Genomic DNA, 20,905 nt, shown 5'->3' on the forward strand with positions numbered 1-20,905 from the left:
TACGAAACCTTTCAGCATTCATGAAGTAATTGCACGAGTAAAAGCTCTTATGCGGCGTTTTTTAGTTCTCGGAAGTAACAATACTGCTCAAGAAAAAACAACTTTATCTTTTAAAGGACTAACTATCAATTTAAATACATACACAGTTCATACAAACAAAGAAGAAATTAGCTTAACCGGAAAAGAACTGGAACTGTTAAAATTCTTTACTTCAAACCCAGGACAAGTATTTACAAAAACACAGCTCTTCCGAAATGTATGGGACGATAATTATATAGAAGATGACAATACCGTTATGGTACATATTCGAAAACTTAGAAAGAAAATAGAAATTGACCCTTCCAATCCAAAATTCATTCAGACTATATGGGGAATTGGTTATAAGTTTGTAGGTGAAAAGCTTGAAGACTGATAAAACCCTCTTCCTGATTTCATTACAACTTATCATTTGCGGGATTTTAAACATACAAATGGATCCAAGAATAAAAATGTCTTTATTTATTATCCTTATCTTAATTACAATTTATCTCTTCTTTTCAAGAATACAATTCATTCAACATCGCAAAGCAATGGATACTAAATTAAGTCGTGTACTAAAAGGAAACTTACAAACGAGATTATTCACAAGCAATGACCACTCATTACATAATATCGTTTTTTCAATAAACGAGCTAATAGGTAAATTAGAGCAGGTTCAAATTGAAGCCAAAAGATCCGAAGAATCCAGAAAACAACTTTTGTCTAGTATCTCCCACGATATACGAACACCACTCACCTCCATTATCGGATATATAGATGCTTTGAAAGACGGAGTTGCTGCTTCTGAAATAGAAAAACAAGAATATCTTAAAATACTCTATATGAAATCAAATAACTTAAAGCACCTAGTTGATGAAATATTCAATATGGCGAAGCTAGACGCTAATGAATTTCCACTAAAAGAAGAAGAACTCGACTTTTCTGAAGTTACTAGAGAAGTTTTGATTGAATTTTTACCTGAGCTCTCAAAACATAACATCGAACTGCAAATTCGCATACCAGAGTCTACTTGTCCTATCATCGCAGATCATCTAAGCATTATGCGGATTATCGGTAATTTAATGAAAAATGCAATTTATTACGGAAAGGATGGGAAAACAATAGGAGTCGAATTGCTAGAAGCTGATGCAGAATACGAACTTCATATTTGGGATCAAGGCCCTGGTATTCCAAAACATGATTTACAAAACGTATTTGAGCGAATGTACCGAAGCGAACAATCAAGAAACTCTTCATTTGGTGGTAGCGGTCTCGGGCTTTCTATTTCCAAAGCGCTCGTTGAGAAAAACGGTGGACATATATGGGTTGAAAGTACTCCATGGAAACGAACTACTTTTGGCTTTTCTATTCCAAAACACAATACTTTTAAGAAATAGTTAAGAAATGATTAATATGCAGTTAAGCCTTCCTTTTTATGATGTAAGTAAGAACTTATAGAAAGCAGGTGTCTCCTATAAATACAATTATAAAAACGACTAACCTTACTAAAGTATATGGCAATCAAAAGTCAGTAGATAATTTAAATATTAATGTTCAACAAGGGGAGATTTATGGCTTCATAGGCCGCAACGGTGCTGGTAAAACAACAACCATTCGCATGCTGCTTAGTCTTATAAAGCCTACAAGTGGAACGATTGAAATATTCGGAGAGAACTTATTCCAAAATCAAAAAGATATTTTAAGCAGAATTGGTTCTATAGTTGAAGTTCCAGGATTTTATGAAAACTTAACTGCAAAAGAAAACCTATTAATTAATGCAAAAATAATTGGGGTTCACAAAAAGAATGCTATCGAAGAAGCATTAGAAATAGTAGGCTTGCAGCATGAGACAAAAAAGTTAGTAGGAAAGTATTCTTTAGGAATGAAGCAACGCTTAGGAATTGCGCGTGCTCTTCTCCATTATCCTGAGCTACTCATATTAGATGAACCAACTAACGGACTAGACCCTATTGGTATTAAAGAAATGCGAAAACTTATTCATTCTTTAGCTCAAGAAAGAAATATAACAATACTGATTTCTAGTCACATATTAGCCGAGGTAGAACAGTTAGTCGATCGTATCGGAATTATTCATGAAGGAAAGTTACTAGAAGAAGTTTCTCTTGATACGCTGCGCAAAGCAAACCGTAAGTACATAGAGTTTCAAGTGAATAATGACGATAAAGCTGTGATGTTATTAGAAAATCATCTTCAAATTTTTGATTATGAAGTACATGATGAAGGAAATATTCGTATTTACTCTCATTTTGGACAACAAGGATACATAAACAGAACGTTCGTTCTTAACGATATTGAAGTATTAAAAATGATGATAAGTGAAGATAGACTAGAAGATTATTTCACAAAACTAGTTGGAGGTGGAACAATTGGTTAATCTACTCTATACAGAACTCTTAAAACTAAAACGCTCTAATATGTTTTTAATTAGCATTATTGGTGCTGGTGTCGCACCTTTCTTAGTTGTAGTAGCCTCTTATATACATATAAAAACAAAACAGCCAACTCCAACTATTTGGTTCGATCAATTATTTACTGACGTTAACTTATATACTACTTTAGTTATAGGATTCCCCTTATATGGAGTAGTGGTTGCTTATTTGCTTACCCGCGAATATACAGAAGATACACTGAAAAATTTACTAACTATCCCCGTGTCACGCATTAGCTTTATTACAAGTAAATTCATCATTCTCTTTCTTTGGATTATGATGCTAACTTTAGTCGCTTGGGCACTTACTTTAATATTAGGGCTATTGGGGAACTTCCCTGGTTTTAACATTTCTTTACTTTTAGGTTCTTTCCTAGAATTTTTAATATGTGGTGGACTTCTCTTTCTATTGTCTTCACCTATTGTGCTACTAACTCTTGTAATGAAGAGCTATGTACCACCCATTATATTAACAGTCATTATTACAATGACTAATCTTATGCTCGTAAACTCCAAGCATAAAGATTTATTTCCGTGGACCGCTACTCTAGATATCGCAAATAACGAATTACAACCGACATATCCACCAGAGTATTCTTATATCATCATTGCAGTAACGACAATTTCCGGATTTATTGCAACACTATTCTATTTTAAAAAAGTAGACATTCATTAATGTATAGGAGTGAAACTATGAGCGATATCATTATTGCCTTCATACTCGGTATTGTAGAAGGATTAGCTGAATTTTTACCTATATCTTCTACTGGCCACCTTATATTAGTCGGGCATTTATTAGGCTTTGAGGGAGAAAGAGCAAAAACGTTTGAAATTGTTATTCAGCTAGGCGCAATTTTAGCTATTGCAATTTTATATCATAAACGTCTCGTTTCTTTATGTAATATTAAACCTCTTATACAGAAAGAAAAAAAATTCAACGCGTTCCATATATTTCTTGGCGTATTTCCGGCAGTGGTTGCTGGTTTGCTACTACATGATATTATTAAAACATACTTATTCCAGCCATACACTGTTGTGATTGGACTTGTAGCAGGGGCAATTCTTATGATCTTTGCAGAAGTAAAAAAGAAAGAGGCAGCAGCCTATTCACTGGACGATTTAACATACCGTCAAGCTTTAACAATCGGATTATTTCAGTGCTTAGCGGTATACCCTGGCTTCTCTAGAGCTGGCTCTACTATCTCTGGAGGTCTATTAGCAAAAGTAAATTATAAGACTGCATCTGAATTCTCTTTTCTAATAGCTCTTCCTGTAATGATTGGGGCAACAGGCTTAGACTTACTAAAAAGTTGGAAGTATTTAAGTGTCGATGACATCCCTATGTTCGCGGTAGGATTCATTACCTCTTTTATAGTAGCGATGCTAGCAGTAGTAACTTTTCTAAAGCTTTTAGAGAAGATAGGTTTAAAACCTTTTGCATACTACCGTATTTTGTTGGCTATCTTATTTACGCTTTTCGTATTGCTATAGATTCATATAAGTCACATATTATTAAACTGATATTCAATTTAGAATATCGGTTTTTTTATCTATTTCAACTCTAGTATTACTCACTTCAATATGGCATAGTGATAATAAACTACCATTCATAATCTGAACGTTCTTTAAGTAAATATGTCCTTTATCATAAAATGCAATTGGAAAATTAAAGATCCCATATATGTACAGAACATATTTACAAACTATATTCACTCCACATAGTATCTTTTTAAGTTGCAAAACACTGATACAAATTAAAAATAAGTACAAAGGCATAACAAATAAATAAATTTCCTAGGAATTATAAAGAGATTAAATATTAATTAGAGTGAGGTGACGATAAAAATGAATCAATTAGCACAGACATATTGGGATACTTATTGGGGAAACAACAAAAAACCAGAATCTGTTACAGCTTGGCAATTTGGGGATGCCCCTAATTATCTTGCACAACTAGTAATTGACGGTATTAAAACAGCTACATGCTCCGGTCACATTTTTTATAAATTAGAAAATGAATCGCTACCGACTACTAATGATTATAGTATTATACTCAATAGTAATGATGAACCTGTAGCTATTATTAAGACAATAGAAGTAACTGTAACACCAATGAATGAAGTAAGCGAAGAATTCGCTATCGCTGAAGGCGAAGGAGATCGTACTTATAATTACTGGAGAGACACCCATGTTCGTTTTTTTACAAAGGAACTAAATGAGATTGGTCTTAATTTCTCTGAAGATATGTTACTCGTCTGTGAGCGTTTTGAACTTGTTGATGTGAACAATAAAGTGAAATTTTAATAAACTGAGATTTACCAGCCATTCTTATTTTTATAAACACAAAAAAGACGAGTCATTCTGACTCGTCTTAAAGTTGCTTGGCGACGTCCTACTCTCACAGGGACAAGGTCCCAACTACCATCGGCGCTAGAGAGCTTAACTTCCGTGTTCGGTATGGGAACGGGTGTGACCTCTCTGCCATCATCACCAAACTATGAAGGCATATTCCTTCAAAACTAGATAACATTTGCTACATATTATATGGTTAAGTCCTCGATCTATTAGTATTCGTCAGCTCCACATGTCACCATGCTTCCACCTCGAACCTATCAACCTGATCATCTTTCAGGGATCTTACTAGCTTACGCTATGGGAAATCTCATCTTGAGGGGGGCTTCATGCTTAGATGCTTTCAGCACTTATCCCTTCCGCACATAGCTACCCAGCTATGCCCTTGGCAGAACAACTGGTACACCAGCGGTGCGTCCATCCCGGTCCTCTCGTACTAAGGACAGCTCCTCTCAAATTTCCTACGCCCACGACGGATAGGGACCGAACTGTCTCACGACGTTCTGAACCCAGCTCGCGTACCGCTTTAATGGGCGAACAGCCCAACCCTTGGGACCGACTACAGCCCCAGGATGCGATGAGCCGACATCGAGGTGCCAAACCTCCCGTCGATGTGGACTCTTGGGGGAGATAAGCCTGTTATCCCCGGGGTAGCTTTTATCCGTTGAGCGATGGCCCTTCCATGCGGAACCACCGGATCACTAAGCCCGACTTTCGTCCCTGCTCGACTTGTAGGTCTCGCAGTCAAGCTCCCTTATGCCTTTGCACTCTACGAATGATTTCCAACCATTCTGAGGGAACCTTTGGGCGCCTCCGTTACACTTTAGGAGGCGACCGCCCCAGTCAAACTGCCCACCTGACACTGTCTCCCGGGTCGATAAGACCCGTAGGTTAGAATTTCAATACAGTCAGGGCGGTATCCCACCAGCGCCTCCACCGAAGCTAGCGCTCCGGTTTCAATGGCTCCCGCCTATCCTGTACAAACTGTACCAAAATTCAATATCAGGCTACAGTAAAGCTCCACGGGTCTTTCCGTCCTGTCGCGGGTAACCTGCATCTTCACAGGTACTATAATTTCACCGAGTCTCTGGTTGAGACAGTGCCCAAATCGTTACACCTTTCGTGCGGGTCGGAACTTACCCGACAAGGAATTTCGCTACCTTAGGACCGTTATAGTTACGGCCGCCGTTTACTGGGGCTTCAGTTCAGAGCTTCGCTTACGCTAACCCCTCTCCTTAACCTTCCAGCACCGGGCAGGTGTCACCCCCTATACTTCGCCTTACGGCTTTGCAGAGAGCTGTGTTTTTGCTAAACAGTCGCTTGGGCCTATTCACTGCGGCTTTCCGTTAAGAAAGCACCCCTTCTCCCGAAGTTACGGGGTCATTTTGCCGAGTTCCTTAACCAGAGTTCTCTCGCACACCTTAGGATTCTCTCCTCGCCTACCTGTGTCGGTTTGCGGTACAGGCACCTTTTATCTCGCTAGAAGCTTTTCTTGGCAGCGGGGAATCAAAGACTTCGCTCCATAAGGAGCTTCCCCATCACAGCTCAGCCTTTACGATAAGCGGATTTGCCTACTTATCAGCCTAACTGCTTGGACGTGCACAACCAATCGCACGCTTCTTCTATCCTTCTGCGTCCCTCCATTGCTCAAACGATAAAGAGGTGGTACAGGAATATCAACCTGTTGTCCATCGCCTACGCCTGTCGGCCTCGGCTTAGGTCCTGACTAACCCTGAGCGGACGAGCCTTCCTCAGGAAACCTTAGGCATTCGGTGGACGGGATTCTCACCCGTCTTTCGCTACTCATACCGGCATTCTCACTTCTAAGCACTCCACCAGTCCTTCCGGTCTGACTTCACTGTCCTTAGAACGCTCCCTACCACTGATACCATTGGTATCAATCCGCAGCTTCGGTGGTGTATTTAGCCCCGGTACATTTTCGGCGCAGAGTCACTCGACTAGTGAGCTATTACGCACTCTTTAAATGGTGGCTGCTTCTAAGCCAACATCCTAGTTGTCTAAGCAACTCCACATCCTTTTCCACTTAATACACACTTTGGGACCTTAGCTGGCGGTCTGGGCTGTTTCCTTTGACTACGGATCTTATCACTCGCAGTCTGACTCCTAAGGATAAGTCATTGGCATTCGGAGTTTGACTGAATTCGGTAATCCGATGAGGACCCCTAGTCCAATCAGTGCTCTACCTCCAAGACTCTTACACTTAAGGCTAGCCCTAAAGCTATTTCGGGGAGAACCAGCTATCTCCAGGTTCGATTGGAATTTCTCCGCTACCCACACCTCATCCCCGCACTTTTCAACGTGCGTGGGTTCGGGCCTCCATTCAGTGTTACCTGAACTTCACCCTGGACATGGGTAGATCACCTGGTTTCGGGTCTACGACCACGTACTAAACGCCCTATTCAGACTCGCTTTCGCTGCGGCTCCGCCTCTTCAGCTTAACCTCGCACGGGATCGTAACTCGCCGGTTCATTCTACAAAAGGCACGCCATCACCCGTTAACGGGCTCTGACTATTTGTAGGCACACGGTTTCAGGATCTCTTTCACTCCCCTTCCGGGGTGCTTTTCACCTTTCCCTCACGGTACTGGTTCACTATCGATCACTAGGAGTATTTAGCCTTGGGAGATGGTCCTCCCAGATTCCGACGGAATTTCACGTGTTCCGCCGTACTCAGGATACATTCAAGAGAGAACGAAGTTTCGACTACGGGGTTGTTACCCTCTACGACGGACCTTTCCAGGTCGCTTCGTCTACCTCGTTCCTTTGTAACTCCGTATAGAATGTCCTACAACCCCAAGAGGCAAGCCTCTTGGTTTGGGCTATGTTCCGTTTCGCTCGCCGCTACTCAGGAAATCGCATTTGCTTTCTCTTCCTCCAGGTACTTAGATGTTTCAGTTCCCTGGGTCTGTCTTCCTTACCCTATGTATTCAGATAAGGATACCATACCATTACGTATGGTGGGTTTCCATTCGGAAATCTTCGGATCAAAGCTTACTTACAGCTCCCCGAAGCATATCGGCGTTAGTCCCGTCCTTCATCGACTCCTAGTGTCAAGGCATCCACCGTGCGCCCTTTCTAACTTAACCAAACTAAAATTAAAAAATATGAGCTACACTGTTATCTAGTTTTCAAAGAACATACATTTATATATGAGAGATAGTTCTCTCAAAACTGAACAAAACGAAACACGGAAACTTTATTGATGAACAGCGTTCATCAATTCTCCATAGAAAGGAGGTGATCCAGCCGCACCTTCCGATACGGCTACCTTGTTACGACTTCACCCCAATCATCTGTCCCACCTTAGGCGGCTGGCTCCAAAAAGGTTACCCCACCGACTTCGGGTGTTACAAACTCTCGTGGTGTGACGGGCGGTGTGTACAAGGCCGGGAACGTATTCACCGCGGCATGCTGATCCGCGATTACTAGCGATTCCAGCTTCATGTAGGCGAGTTGCAGCCTACAATCCGAACTGAGAACGGTTTTATGAGATTAGCTCCACCTCGCGGTCTTGCAGCTCTTTGTACCGTCCATTGTAGCACGTGTGTAGCCCAGGTCATAAGGGGCATGATGATTTGACGTCATCCCCACCTTCCTCCGGTTTGTCACCGGCAGTCACCTTAGAGTGCCCAACTTAATGATGGCAACTAAGATCAAGGGTTGCGCTCGTTGCGGGACTTAACCCAACATCTCACGACACGAGCTGACGACAACCATGCACCACCTGTCACTCTGCTCCCGAAGGAGAAGCCCTATCTCTAGGGTTTTCAGAGGATGTCAAGACCTGGTAAGGTTCTTCGCGTTGCTTCGAATTAAACCACATGCTCCACCGCTTGTGCGGGCCCCCGTCAATTCCTTTGAGTTTCAGCCTTGCGGCCGTACTCCCAGGCGGAGTGCTTAATGCGTTAACTTCAGCACTAAAGGGCGGAAACCCTCTAACACTTAGCACTCATCGTTTACGGCGTGGACTACCAGGGTATCTAATCCTGTTTGCTCCCACGCTTTCGCGCCTCAGTGTCAGTTACAGACCAGAAAGTCGCCTTCGCCACTGGTGTTCCTCCATATCTCTACGCATTTCACCGCTACACATGGAATTCCACTTTCCTCTTCTGCACTCAAGTCTCCCAGTTTCCAATGACCCTCCACGGTTGAGCCGTGGGCTTTCACATCAGACTTAAGAAACCACCTGCGCGCGCTTTACGCCCAATAATTCCGGATAACGCTTGCCACCTACGTATTACCGCGGCTGCTGGCACGTAGTTAGCCGTGGCTTTCTGGTTAGGTACCGTCAAGGTGCCAGCTTATTCAACTAGCACTTGTTCTTCCCTAACAACAGAGTTTTACGACCCGAAAGCCTTCATCACTCACGCGGCGTTGCTCCGTCAGACTTTCGTCCATTGCGGAAGATTCCCTACTGCTGCCTCCCGTAGGAGTCTGGGCCGTGTCTCAGTCCCAGTGTGGCCGATCACCCTCTCAGGTCGGCTACGCATCGTTGCCTTGGTGAGCCGTTACCTCACCAACTAGCTAATGCGACGCGGGTCCATCCATAAGTGACAGCCGAAGCCGCCTTTCAATTTCGAACCATGCGGTTCAAAATGTTATCCGGTATTAGCCCCGGTTTCCCGGAGTTATCCCAGTCTTATGGGCAGGTTACCCACGTGTTACTCACCCGTCCGCCGCTAACTTCATAAGAGCAAGCTCTTAATCCATTCGCTCGACTTGCATGTATTAGGCACGCCGCCAGCGTTCATCCTGAGCCAGGATCAAACTCTCCAATAAAGTTAGTTTGTCTAGCATCTAAAATAAAAATTGACGTTTCACGTTGTTTGTTTCGTTCAGTTTTCAAAGAACTACTTGGCCGCTCATTTGCGACTTCCTTATGTTAACATTTTCATCTTTCAATGTCAACTAAGTTTTTCATTTCGTTTGTCGCTTACGACGTTATTGTCATCGGCGACTTGTTCTATATTACACCTCTAAAGTATAATCGTCAATACGTTTTTTAAAAAACTTTATATTTTATAGATTTCATTTACGTATTTCTTCTATAAGTTATATACAAGCATCCCACAGAACAATCTATGGGGTGCTCTTCTACCATAAAAACTATTGTTCTTTCGACGGCACCGAACAACTTCCATCAGTACAAGAAAGATCGCTTCCACCCTCTGAAGAAAGTTCTTGCAACTTAGGTGCAGGATTCTCTTCTTCCCACACTTGCTGAAGTGCACCAACAAAAGTTTCAAGTGGTTGTGCACCTGAAATAGCATACTTTTGATTAATAATAAAATAAGGCACTCCCGAAATTTGATATTGCTGAGCAATCGCTTCATCAATTCTAACATCATTTGCATACGCATTTTTATCATTAATAACATTTAAAGATTCTTGCTTATCTAAACCTGAAGCTTCAGCGATAGTAGCAAGTGTATCCACATCGCTTAAATTTTTCGATTCAGTGAAATATGCAAAAAGTAAATTTTCTGTAATCTCTTTTTCTTTCCCTTGATTCTTTGCAAACTTAGCAAGACGATGCGCATCAAAAGTATTAGTCGGCTTCATCTCATCAAAATTAAAACTTAAACCCATACTAGCTGCATGATTTCCTAACTGTACGTTATTACGCTTAGCTTCTTCAATACTAATTCCATACTTTGATGCAAGTACTTCATTAATACTTGTTCCAGAATAGATTGGAGCATTTTGGTCTAATTCAAAACTTTTAAACTCAACTTCAACATCCTTCTTATGTGGAAATTGTTCTAAAGCAATCTCTAATCTACGTTTCCCAATATAGCAAAATGGACATACAAAATCCGACCATACTTCAATTTTCATAAAAAACACCTCATTAACATTTAGTTTTCAATCATTGTAGCACTGAGATTAAGGAATTCAAAAGTTTTTGCTCTATCTCCTTCATATAGTACATACAAAAACACACTTATAGCAGAATACCTAATTAACAAAAAAAACGATAATCAAAAGGATTAACTATTATCCCTCCGATTATCGTCTATATATATGCAACAACTTTAATTATGCCGGAATATACTTCCCTACGAACTTCCATACAGTATTCCAATATTTATTCGAATCTACTTTCTCCGCTTCTCCATGTCCAGCACCTGGAACAATTAATTTCTCTTTTTCTACTTTTGCAGCATTATATACTTCATCTAACATTTCAAAAGGAACGAATGTATCAGCATCCCCATGAATGAACAGCATAGGTGTTTTACTTTTCGCTACTTGTTTTACAGCTGAAGCCTCTTCTAAATCGTAACCAGCTCTTAATTTAGTAACCATATTTGCCGCATTCATAACAGGAAACTTCGGTAAATGGAATAAATCTTTTAGTTGATAAGTAAATTCATCAATAACAGTTGAGTATCCACAATCTTCAATAATAACTTTAACATTAGAAGGTAAATCTTCTCCTGAAGTCATCATTACAGTTGCCCCGCCCATTGAAACACCAAATAGAGCTATTTCAGCATTAGGGTCTTTCTTCAAGATTTGTTGAATCCAAATCAAAACATCTTTACGATCATGCCAACCCATACCAACATAATCCCCTTCACTATTTCCGTGTCCACGAAGGTCTGGTGCTATGACATTATAGCCTTGTTCATAAAAGTTACGAACATATTTCGTCATTTCTGATGCTCTACCATTGTATCCATGAACTACAATTGCCCATTTATGACTGGATGGTTCATTCATATATTCATAACCTTTTAAATTTAATTTATCGAAAGAACGTATAGTTAATGTGTTAGGTTTATACTTCGATACGAAGTTTGCATTCTTTTCTTCATTTGCAGCCAATACATCTCCCGACGCATTTACCGTTTCTACTAAATGAGGATTATCTTGCAAAAATTCTTTTTCTTGTTTCGCATTTAACGCGTAGTTATAAAAATAATTCCCAACTAACATATACACGATTACTAGCAGGACTAAGACTACTATAGTAATTATACTTATCTTTTTCATATTATCTCCTTTTCTAACTTAAATCTTCTTATATTAAAGTACATCAAAAACAACTGTACTATTTTAACACACTGATGAATCCTATCTTTAAGAAATAAAATAGAAAATCTTAAATTACATATAAAGAATCACGAAAGAAATTGAATAAAACTTATATAGCTACGTACTCAAAAACCTTTTTGAAAAGCGAGAAGCACTTCAAAATATTTAGCTTTGAAAAGAAGTTATAAAACACAAAAAAGACGAGTCATTCTGACTCGTCTTAAAGTTGCTTGGCGACGTCCTACTCTCACAGGGACAAGGTCCCAACTACCATCGGCGCTAGAGAGCTTAACTTCCGTGTTCGGTATGGGAACGGGTGTGACCTCTCTGCCATCATCACCAAACTATGAAGGCATATTCCTTCAAAACTAGATAACATTGCTACATATTATATGGTTAAGTCCTCGATCTATTAGTATTCGTCAGCTCCACATGTCACCATGCTTCCACCTCGAACCTATCAACCTGATCATCTTTCAGGGATCTTACTAGCTTACGCTATGGGAAATCTCATCTTGAGGGGGGCTTCATGCTTAGATGCTTTCAGCACTTATCCCTTCCGCACATAGCTACCCAGCTATGCCCTTGGCAGAACAACTGGTACACCAGCGGTGCGTCCATCCCGGTCCTCTCGTACTAAGGACAGCTCCTCTCAAATTTCCTACGCCCACGACGGATAGGGACCGAACTGTCTCACGACGTTCTGAACCCAGCTCGCGTACCGCTTTAATGGGCGAACAGCCCAACCCTTGGGACCGACTACAGCCCCAGGATGCGATGAGCCGACATCGAGGTGCCAAACCTCCCCGTCGATGTGGACTCTTGGGGGAGATAAGCCTGTTATCCCCGGGGTAGCTTTTATCCGTTGAGCGATGGCCCTTCCATGCGGAACCACCGGATCACTAAGCCCGACTTTCGTCCCTGCTCGACTTGTAGGTCTCGCAGTCAAGCTCCCTTATGCCTTTGCACTCTACGAATGATTTCCAACCATTCTGAGGGAACCTTTGGGCGCCTCCGTTACACTTTAGGAGGCGACCGCCCCAGTCAAACTGCCCACCTGACACTGTCTCCCGGGTCGATAAGACCCGTAGGTTAGAATTTCAATACAGTCAGGGCGGTATCCCACCAGCGCCTCCACCGAAGCTAGCGCTCCGGTTTCAATGGCTCCCGCCTATCCTGTACAAACTGTACCAAAATTCAATATCAGGCTACAGTAAAGCTCCACGGGGTCTTTCCGTCCTGTCGCGGGTAACCTGCATCTTCACAGGTACTATAATTTCACCGAGTCTCTGGTTGAGACAGTGCCCAAATCGTTACACCTTTCGTGCGGGTCGGAACTTACCCGACAAGGAATTTCGCTACCTTAGGACCGTTATAGTTACGGCCGCCGTTTACTGGGGCTTCAGTTCAGAGCTTCGCTTACGCTAACCCTCTCCTTAACCTTCCAGCACCGGGCAGGTGTCACCCTATACTTCGCCTTACGGCTTCGCAGAGAGCTGTGTTTTTGCTAAACAGTCGCTTGGGCCTATTCACTGCGGCTTTCCGTTAAGAAAGCACCCCTTCTCCCGAAGTTACGGGGTCATTTTGCCGAGTTCCTTAACCAGAGTTCTCTCGCACACCTTAGATTCTCTCCTCGCCTACCTGTGTCGGTTTGCGGTACAGGCACCTTTATCTCGCTAGAAGCTTTTCTTGGCAGCGGGGAATCAAAGACTTCGCTCCATAAGGAGCTTCCCCATCACAGCTCAGCCTTTACGATAAGCGGATTTGCCTACTTATCAGCCTAACTGCTTGGACGTGCACAACCAATCGCACGCTTCTTCTATCCTTCTGCGTCCCTCCATTGCTCAAACGATAAAGAGGTGGTACAGGAATATCAACCTGTTGTCCATCGCCTACGCCTGTCGGCCTCGGCTTAGGTCCTGACTAACCCTGAGCGGACGAGCCTTCCTCAGGAAACCTTAGGCATTCGGTGGACGGGATTCTCACCCGTCTTTCGCTACTCATACCGGCATTCTCACTTCTAAGCACTCCACCAGTCCTTCCGGTCTGACTTCACTGTCCTTAGAACGCTCCCTACCACTGATACCATTGGTATCAATCCGCAGCTTCGGTGGTGTATTTAGCCCGGTACATTTTCGGCGCAGAGTCACTCGACTAGTGAGCTATTACGCACTCTTTAAATGGTGGCTGCTTCTAAGCCAACATCCTAGTTGTCTAAGCAACTCCACATCCTTTTCCACTTAATACACACTTTGGGACCTTAGCTGGCGGTCTGGGCTGTTTCCTTTGACTACGGATCTTATCACTCGCAGTCTGACTCCTAAGGATAAGTCATTGGCATTCGGAGTTTGACTGAATTCGGTAATCCGATGAGGACCCCTAGTCCAATCAGTGCTCTACCTCCAAGACTCTTACACTTAAGGCTAGCCCTAAAGCTATTTCGGGGAGAACCAGCTATCTCCAGGTTCGATTGGAATTTCTCCGCTACCCACACCTCATCCCCGCACTTTTCAACGTGCGTGGGTTCGGGCCTCCATTCAGTGTTACCTGAACTTCACCCTGGACATGGGTAGATCACCTGGTTTCGGGTCTACGACCACGTACTAAACGCCCTATTCAGACTCGCTTTCGCTGCGGCTCCGCCTCTTCAGCTTAACCTCGCACGGGATCGTAACTCGCCGGTTCATTCTACAAAGGCACGCCATCACCCGTTAACGGGCTCTGACTATTTGTAGGCACACGGTTTCAGGATCTCTTTCACTCCCTTCCGGGGTGCTTTTCACCTTTCCTCACGGTACTGGTTCACTATCGATCACTAGGAGTATTTAGCCTTGGGAGATGGTCCTCCCAGATTCCGACGGAATTTCACGTGTTCCGCCGTACTCAGGATACATTCAAGAGAGAACGAAGTTTCGACTACGGGGTTGTTACCCTCTACGACGGACCTTTCCAGATCGCTTCGTCTACCTCGTTCCTTTGTAACTCCGTATAGAATGTCCTACAACCCCAAGAGGCAAGCCTCTTGGTTTGGGCTATGTTCCGTTTCGCTCGCCGCTACTCAGGAAATCGCATTTGCTTTCTCTTCCTCCAGGTACTTAGATGTTTCAGTTCCCTGGGTCTGTCTTCCTTACCCTATGTATTCAGATAAGGATACCATACCATTACGTATGGTGGGTTTCCATTCGGAAATCTTCGGATCAAAGCTTACTTACAGCTCCCCGAAGCATATCGGCGTTAGTCCCGTCCTTCATCGACTCCTAGTGTCAAGGCATCCACCGTGCGCCCTTTCTAACTTAACCAAACTAAAAATTAAAAAATATGAGCTACACTGTTATCTAGTTTTCAAAGAACATACATTTATATATGAGAGATAGTTCTCTCAAAACTGAACAAAACGAAACACGGAAACTTATATTGATGAACAGCGTTCATCAATTCTCCATAGAAAGGAGGTGATCCAGCCGCACCTTCCGATACGGCTACCTTGTTACGACTTCACCCCAATCATCTGTCCCACCTTAGGCGGCTGGCTCCAAAGGTTACCCCACCGACTTCGGGTGTTACAAACTCGTGGTGTGACGGGCGGTGTGTACAAGGCCGGGAACGTATTCACCGCGGCATGCTGATCCGCGATTACTAGCGATTCCAGCTTCATGTAGGCGAGTTGCAGCCTACAATCCGAACTGAGAACGGTTTTATGAGATTAGCTCCACCTCGCGGTCTTGCAGCTCTTTGTACCGTCCATTGTAGCACGTGTGTAGCCCAGGTCATAAGGGGCATGATGATTTGACGTCATCCCCACCTTCCTCCGGTTTGTCACCGGCAGTCACCTTAGAGTGCCCAACTTAATGATGGCAACTAAGATCAAGGGTTGCGCTCGTTGCGGGACTTAACCCAACATCTCACGACACGAGCTGACGACAACCATGCACCACCTGTCACTCTGCTCCCGAAGGAGAAGCCCTATCTCTAGGGTTTTCAGAGGATGTCAAGACCTGGTAAGGTTCTTCGCGTTGCTTCGAATTAAACCACATGCTCCACCGCTTGTGCGGGCCCCCGTCAATTCCTTTGAGTTTCAGCCTTGCGGCCGTACTCCCAGGCGGAGTGCTTAATGCGTTAACTTCAGCACTAAAGGGCGGAAACCCTCTAACACTTAGCACTCATCGTTTACGGCGTGGACTACCAGGGTATCTAATCCTGTTTGCTCCCACGCTTTCGCGCCTCAGTGTCAGTTACAGACCAGAAAGTCGCCTTCGCCACTGGTGTTCCTCCATATCTCTACGCATTTCACCGCTACACATGGAATTCCACTTTCCTCTTCTGCACTCAAGTCTCCCAGTTTCCAATGACCCTCCACGGTTGAGCCGTGGGCTTTCACATCAGACTTAAGAAACCACCTGCGCGCGCTTTACGCCCAATAATTCCGGATAACGCTTGCCACCTACGTATTACCGCGGCTGCTGGCACGTAGTTAGCCGTGGCTTTCTGGTTAGGTACCGTCAAGGTGCCAGCTTATTCAACTAGCACTTGTTCTTCCCTAACAACAGAGTTTTACGACCCGAAAGCCTTCATCACTCACGCGGCGTTGCTCCGTCAGACTTTCGTCCATTGCGGAAGATTCCCTACTGCTGCCTCCCGTAGGAGTCTGGGCCGTGTCTCAGTCCCAGTGTGGCCGATCACCCTCTCAGGTCGGCTACGCATCGTTGCCTTGGTGAGCCGTTACCTCACCAACTAGCTAATGCGACGCGGGTCCATCCATAAGTGACAGCCGAAGCCGCCTTTCAATTTCGAACCATGCGGTTCAAAATGTTATCCGGTATTAGCCCCGGTTTCCCGGAGTTATCCCAGTCTTATGGGCAGGTTACCCACGTGTTACTCACCCGTCCGCCGCTAACTTCATAAGAGCAAGCTCTTAATCCATTCGCTCGACTTGCATGTATTAGGCACGCCGCCAGCGTTCATCCTGAGCCAGGATCAAACTCTCCAATAAAGTTAGTTTGTCTAGCATCTAAAATAAAAATTGACGTTTCACGTTGTTTGTTTCGTTCAGTTTTCAAAGAACTACTTGGCCGCTCATTTGCGACTTCCTTATGTTAACATTTTCATCTTTCAATGTCAACTAAGTTTTTCATTTCGTTTGTCGCTTACGACGTTATTGTCATCGGCGACTTGTTCTATATTACACCTCTAAGCTCTAATCGTCAATATATTTTTATAAAAAATATAAAAAGGCTTATTTCTTTTAAAATAAGCCTTTTTATCACATATCATTCTATTCATTTATTATTTTTCTATAATTGGTAACGAGACGATAAATTGAATAGTGCCATCCCTATATTCCGCTCGAATACTACCACCTTGTAACTCAACAATACTTTTCGCAATCGCTAAACCGAGTCCCGACCCTTCCGTTACTCTACTTCGAGATTGATCCTTCTTATAGAAACGTTCAAACAAATTCGCTAACTCTTCTCTTGTAAACTCTTCACTATGATTCGCAATTACAATTTGTATATCCCTACGCTGCCTTTGAAGAGAAACTTTTATCTCTCCATCATCTTTACTATACTTAATTGCATTCATTAGTAAATTATCAAATACACGAACCATCTTTTCCGAATCAATCGATGCATAAGCACGTTCCTCAGGAAACTTCTTAACAAAAGTAAGTCCATGCTCTTCCGCTTGCGGTACTAACTCTTCTATTAATTGCTCAAGCAACTCATTTACACATACTTCTTGTTTTTCTAATACAACTTGTTCATTTGTTAACTTCGTATACTCAAATAAATCTTCTATTAAATTTTTTAACTGCTCCGACTTTGCAAAAGCAATTCTCGTATACTCATCGTGTTGTTCTTTATTTTCATATTTAGAATCTCGAAGTAATCGTAAGTAACCCATAATAGAAGTAAGTGGTGTACGCAAATCATGCGATACATTTGTGATAAGCTCATTCTTTTGCTTTTCTAATTTACGTTCCTTTTCTATATTATTCATAAGCTCTTCTGCCATATTATTAATATTCTCCGTTAAAGCTGCAATCTCATCTTCACCTTTTTTCTCAATGCGGTAGGCTAAGTTACCTCTTTCTATTTCCTTTACGCCTTGTGCCATTGCTTCAATCTGCTTCATCTTTCTCTTTGTTATATAGAAGAAAGAGAAAATGAATACAAGTACACCAATTAAAAATGGGAATGGTCCTTCTTGCGTATCATATATTACCTCTCCCTCTGGAATTCCACTAACAAACATGTACAAATTCTTTCCTTCAATAGTAATAGGTGAAAAAGATATAAACTCTTTTCTTGTACTTTCAAATACATTTCTACCATCTGTATAATTAATCGCGAATGATGCTGCATTACGAATCGTATTATGCAAATCGATTTGCTCTTCTTGCGCTTGCTTTGTTTTATATAAAACTTTACCACTTTCATCAGTAACCAATATCTTCAAAGCTCTAGACCCTTGCTCTAAATTTTGGTTCTCCATTTCGATCATATTTGATATAGCTTCTAATTTATTTTCATGAACCGAACTATTTGCCGCTCCTTGAGCTTGGTGATTAATTTGTTCCATACCAGCCCGATAATCGATAGTTGCTTGACGATTCGCATTCTCAAAAAACGGTGCTGCTGCCTTTGCTGACAAAACTCCTAATAACGCACAAGCAGCAAAAGTAGTAATCAATTGAATCCTTATACTCTTTCGTACGCTCTTTACTAATTTCTCAATTAATTGTCTTATTTTCCTTATATAAGTAAACGGATTAAATATCTTTTTCAATCTTATACCCCACTCCCCATACTGTTTTTATATATCTAGGTTTCCTTGGATTCTCCTCAATCTTTTCACGCACTTTTCGAATATGCACCATTACAGTATTATCAGACTGGAAAGATCGTTCGTTCCACACCTTTTCATAAATTTGCTCCGCACTAAACACCATACCTGGATTTCTAGCTAGCAATTCTAAAATTGAAAATTCCCTCGGAGTTAGTTTCACTTCTTCTCCCTCTACAATAACTTTATGGGTCGAGATGTTGATTTTCATCTCCCCAATTTCTAACTCGTCCTCATTTTGAATAGCGAAACCATTCATTTTCATATAACGGCGTAACTGAGATTTAATTCGTGCAATTAGCTCTAACGGATTAAACGGCTTCGTTACATAATCATCTGCCCCTGTTGTTAATCCTAAAATCTTATCCATATCTTGCGTTTTGGCAGAAAGCATAATAATAGGCATTTCTTTCGCTTCCCTTACCTTCATACACATATGAATACCATCCACTTTCGGCATCATAATATCTAATACGACTAGATGTACTTCATTTTCTTCCAATAGACGTAATCCTTCTTCTCCGTCTCCTGCTTGTAATACTTTATATCCTTCATTCTTTAAATAGATTGTAATTAAATTCCGAATTTCTTTTTCATCATCTACGACAAGTATTGTTTCGTGTGCCACAATATCTCCCCCATCACTTTTTTAATCCCTAACTTCTATTATAGGAAAACTTCTGAAGAAAAACGCTCGGAAATCCTTAAGATTTTCTGAAGACGCAAAAAAGGTCTAGACTCCCCTTAAGTCTAGACCTTTAAAAAACCCCTTTTATTTACGAACGTAGATGAAATATAGTACGAATAAAACTCCCATAACATACATAATCGGATGAACCTCTTTACGACGACCACTCACAACCATTGTAATTGGATAGAAGATAAATCCAATCGCAATCCCAGTTGCGATACTATACGTAAGTGGCATAGAGATAATTGTAAAGAATGCTGGCACTGCAATCTCGAATTTCTTCCAATCAATTTCCCCTAAGGAAGAAACCATCAAGATTCCTACAATAATTAAAGCCGGCGCCGTTACAGCTGGCGTTACAACACTTAGTAATGGCGAGAAGAATAGTGCCAGTAAAAAGAATCCTGCTGTTACAACTGCTGTAAATCCAGAACGTCCTCCTGCTGCTACCCCTGCAGACGATTCAATGTAAGACGTTGTTGTTGATGTACCAAGAATCGCACCAATTACAGTTGCAATCGCATCTGCAAATAACGCTTTTCCGGCACGTGGTAATTTATTGTTCTTCATTAATCCTGCTTGATTCGCAACCGCTACAAGCGTACCTGCTGTATCAAAGAAATCGATAAAGAAGAACGTTATAATAACAATCCCCATTTGAACTGTGAAAATATCTCCGAAGTGCGTTAACGCCACGCCGAACGTTGGTTCTAGACTCGGTATTGCTCCCACCACAGCTTTCGGAGTATCAATTAATCCTGTTGCTACTCCTAAGATCGCTGTAAGAATCATACCGTAAAATACTGCACCATTAATTTTCTTAATCATGAAGATGATCGTAGTAACAACCCCGAAGATTGCTAGTAACGTTGTACCCTTTGTTAAGTCCCCCAACCCAACAAGAACTGCATCATTTTTCACGATAATTCCGGCATTTTGGAATCCAAGAAATGCAATGAACAATCCGATACCTGCTGCTACTGCAAACTTTAACTCCGATGGAATTGCATTGATGATTTTTTCACGAATACCTGAAGCAGTAAGAATAATAAAGATAATACCTGACATTAATGTTCCGGCAATTGCTGTTTGCCATGGAATCCCCATCGTTAACACTGCTGTATAAGCAAAGAACGCGTTAATTCCCATACCTGGCGCTAAAGCAATTGGATACTTCGCGAAAATACCCATAATTAACGAACCGATCGCTGCCGCTAATGCCGTAGCAACGAATACTGCACCTGGATCCATCCCTGTACCTGCTGGTAACCCTTTAACATTTCCAAGCGACAGCGTAGCAGGATTGACAAATAGTACATAAGCCATAGATAGAAATGTCGTTAACCCTGCTATGAACTCAGTCTTATAATTCGTACCGAGCTCATCAAACTGAAAATAGCGTTTCATCCTACGTTTCCCCCGTTATATGATTACTCGCCGCATTTCTCCTAGCCCTCTTTTATCCCGAGAAATAAAAAAGGCTTCCAT

The 20,905-nt window shown here is 42.1% G+C and carries 11 protein-coding genes and 6 rRNA genes (1 of these 17 running past the window's edge); 6 read left to right on the top strand and 11 right to left on the bottom strand.

From position 1 onward, the window contains the following. The 6 genes from IQ781_RS14020 to IQ781_RS14045 all read left to right on the top strand — a co-directional run. A protein-coding gene (locus IQ781_RS14020) for a response regulator transcription factor (protein ID WP_000651997.1) crosses the window boundary here: on the top strand, positions 1 to 412 show its 3' portion. The gene continues 302 nt to the left of window position 1, outside the view; only the last 412 of its 714 coding nucleotides appear in the window; its start codon lies off the left edge, out of view; it ends in the stop codon at positions 410 to 412. Continuing rightward, the gene (locus IQ781_RS14025; RefSeq protein WP_000845329.1) at positions 402 to 1,415 is read left to right on the top strand and encodes a sensor histidine kinase; all 1,014 of its coding nucleotides are present in this window, start codon (positions 402 to 404) and stop codon (positions 1,413 to 1,415) included. The genes IQ781_RS14020 and IQ781_RS14025 overlap by 11 nt, the downstream gene beginning before the upstream one ends. 68 nt (positions 1,416 to 1,483) lie before the next feature. After that, positions 1,484 to 2,413: an ABC transporter ATP-binding protein gene (locus IQ781_RS14030; protein WP_000074581.1), complete on the top strand. Its 930-nt coding sequence runs from the start codon at positions 1,484 to 1,486 to the stop codon at positions 2,411 to 2,413. Next, positions 2,406 to 3,143: an ABC transporter permease gene (locus tag IQ781_RS14035; protein ID WP_000247711.1), complete on the top strand. Its 738-nt coding sequence runs from the start codon at positions 2,406 to 2,408 to the stop codon at positions 3,141 to 3,143. Before IQ781_RS14030 ends, IQ781_RS14035 begins: the two co-directional genes overlap by 8 nt. Positions 3,144 to 3,160: 17 nt before the next feature. After that, the gene (gene uppP / locus IQ781_RS14040) at positions 3,161 to 3,958 is read left to right on the top strand and encodes an undecaprenyl-diphosphate phosphatase UppP (protein ID WP_050228951.1); all 798 of its coding nucleotides are present in this window, start codon (positions 3,161 to 3,163) and stop codon (positions 3,956 to 3,958) included. Positions 3,959 to 4,312: 354 nt separating this feature from the next. Continuing rightward, complete coding sequence (locus tag IQ781_RS14045; RefSeq protein ID WP_016125338.1) at positions 4,313 to 4,771, top strand: ASCH domain-containing protein; 459 nt, start codon at positions 4,313 to 4,315, stop codon at positions 4,769 to 4,771. Positions 4,772 to 4,846: 75 nt separating this feature from the next. Here the strand turns inward: IQ781_RS14045 and rrf (IQ781_RS14050) are convergent. From rrf (IQ781_RS14050) to IQ781_RS14100, 11 genes are all read right to left on the bottom strand, one after another. Next, positions 4,847 to 4,962: ribosomal RNA gene (gene rrf, locus IQ781_RS14050) — 5S ribosomal RNA — on the bottom strand. Positions 4,963 to 5,011: 49 nt separating this feature from the next. Beyond that, a 23S ribosomal RNA gene (locus IQ781_RS14055) occupies positions 5,012 to 7,925 on the bottom strand. A 144-nt stretch (positions 7,926 to 8,069) separates the two neighbouring features. Further along, positions 8,070 to 9,618 (bottom strand): 16S ribosomal RNA (locus IQ781_RS14060). The 16S, 23S and 5S rRNA genes sit together here, the layout of an rRNA operon. A gap of 327 nt (positions 9,619 to 9,945) precedes the next feature. Continuing rightward, positions 9,946 to 10,677, bottom strand: coding sequence for a DsbA family oxidoreductase (locus tag IQ781_RS14065; RefSeq protein WP_050229033.1), 732 nt, complete (start codon positions 10,675 to 10,677; stop codon positions 9,946 to 9,948). Between the two features lie 201 nt (positions 10,678 to 10,878). Continuing rightward, a complete protein-coding gene (locus IQ781_RS14070) occupies positions 10,879 to 11,838 on the bottom strand; it encodes an alpha/beta hydrolase (protein WP_000723973.1) in 960 nt (319 codons plus the stop codon). 270 nt (positions 11,839 to 12,108) lie between these two features. Beyond that, positions 12,109 to 12,224 (bottom strand): 5S ribosomal RNA (rrf, locus tag IQ781_RS14075). 48 nt (positions 12,225 to 12,272) lie between these two features. Beyond that, positions 12,273 to 15,179, bottom strand: a 23S ribosomal RNA gene (locus tag IQ781_RS14080). Between the two features lie 146 nt (positions 15,180 to 15,325). Further along, a 16S ribosomal RNA gene (locus IQ781_RS14085) occupies positions 15,326 to 16,870 on the bottom strand. Positions 16,871 to 17,163: 293 nt separating this feature from the next. Continuing rightward, entirely contained in the window at positions 17,164 to 18,669 is a 1,506-nt protein-coding gene (gene ampS, locus IQ781_RS14090; protein ID WP_000719223.1) for an aminopeptidase AmpS, read from the bottom strand. Next, positions 18,653 to 19,354 carry a response regulator transcription factor gene (locus tag IQ781_RS14095; RefSeq protein ID WP_000929885.1) on the bottom strand — a complete coding sequence of 234 codons (702 nt, stop codon included), beginning with the start codon at positions 19,352 to 19,354 and terminating at the stop codon, positions 18,653 to 18,655. The genes ampS and IQ781_RS14095 overlap by 17 nt, the downstream gene beginning before the upstream one ends. A 144-nt stretch (positions 19,355 to 19,498) precedes the next feature. After that, a complete protein-coding gene (locus IQ781_RS14100; protein ID WP_000833082.1) occupies positions 19,499 to 20,824 on the bottom strand; it encodes an NCS2 family permease in 1,326 nt (441 codons plus the stop codon). Between the last annotated feature and the right edge of the window lie 81 nt (positions 20,825 to 20,905).

It is taken from the genome of Bacillus sp. N447-1 (assembly GCF_022701035.1).
Lineage (GTDB): Bacteria > Bacillota > Bacilli > Bacillales > Bacillaceae_G > Bacillus_A > Bacillus_A cereus.

Excerpts from the sequence above, each read along its gene's own strand:
- IQ781_RS14065 (WP_050229033.1), bottom strand. The coding sequence starts at position 10,677 with ATGAAAATTGAAGTATGGTCGGATTTTGTATGTCCATTTTGCTATATT.
- IQ781_RS14045 (WP_016125338.1), top strand. The coding sequence starts at position 4,313 with ATGAATCAATTAGCACAGACATATTGGGATACTTATTGGGGAAACAAC.
- IQ781_RS14100 (WP_000833082.1), bottom strand. The coding sequence starts at position 20,824 with ATGAAACGCTATTTTCAGTTTGATGAGCTCGGTACGAATTATAAGACT.
- IQ781_RS14070 (WP_000723973.1), bottom strand. The coding sequence starts at position 11,838 with ATGAAAAAGATAAGTATAATTACTATAGTAGTCTTAGTCCTGCTAGTA.
- uppP (WP_050228951.1), top strand. The coding sequence starts at position 3,161 with ATGAGCGATATCATTATTGCCTTCATACTCGGTATTGTAGAAGGATTA.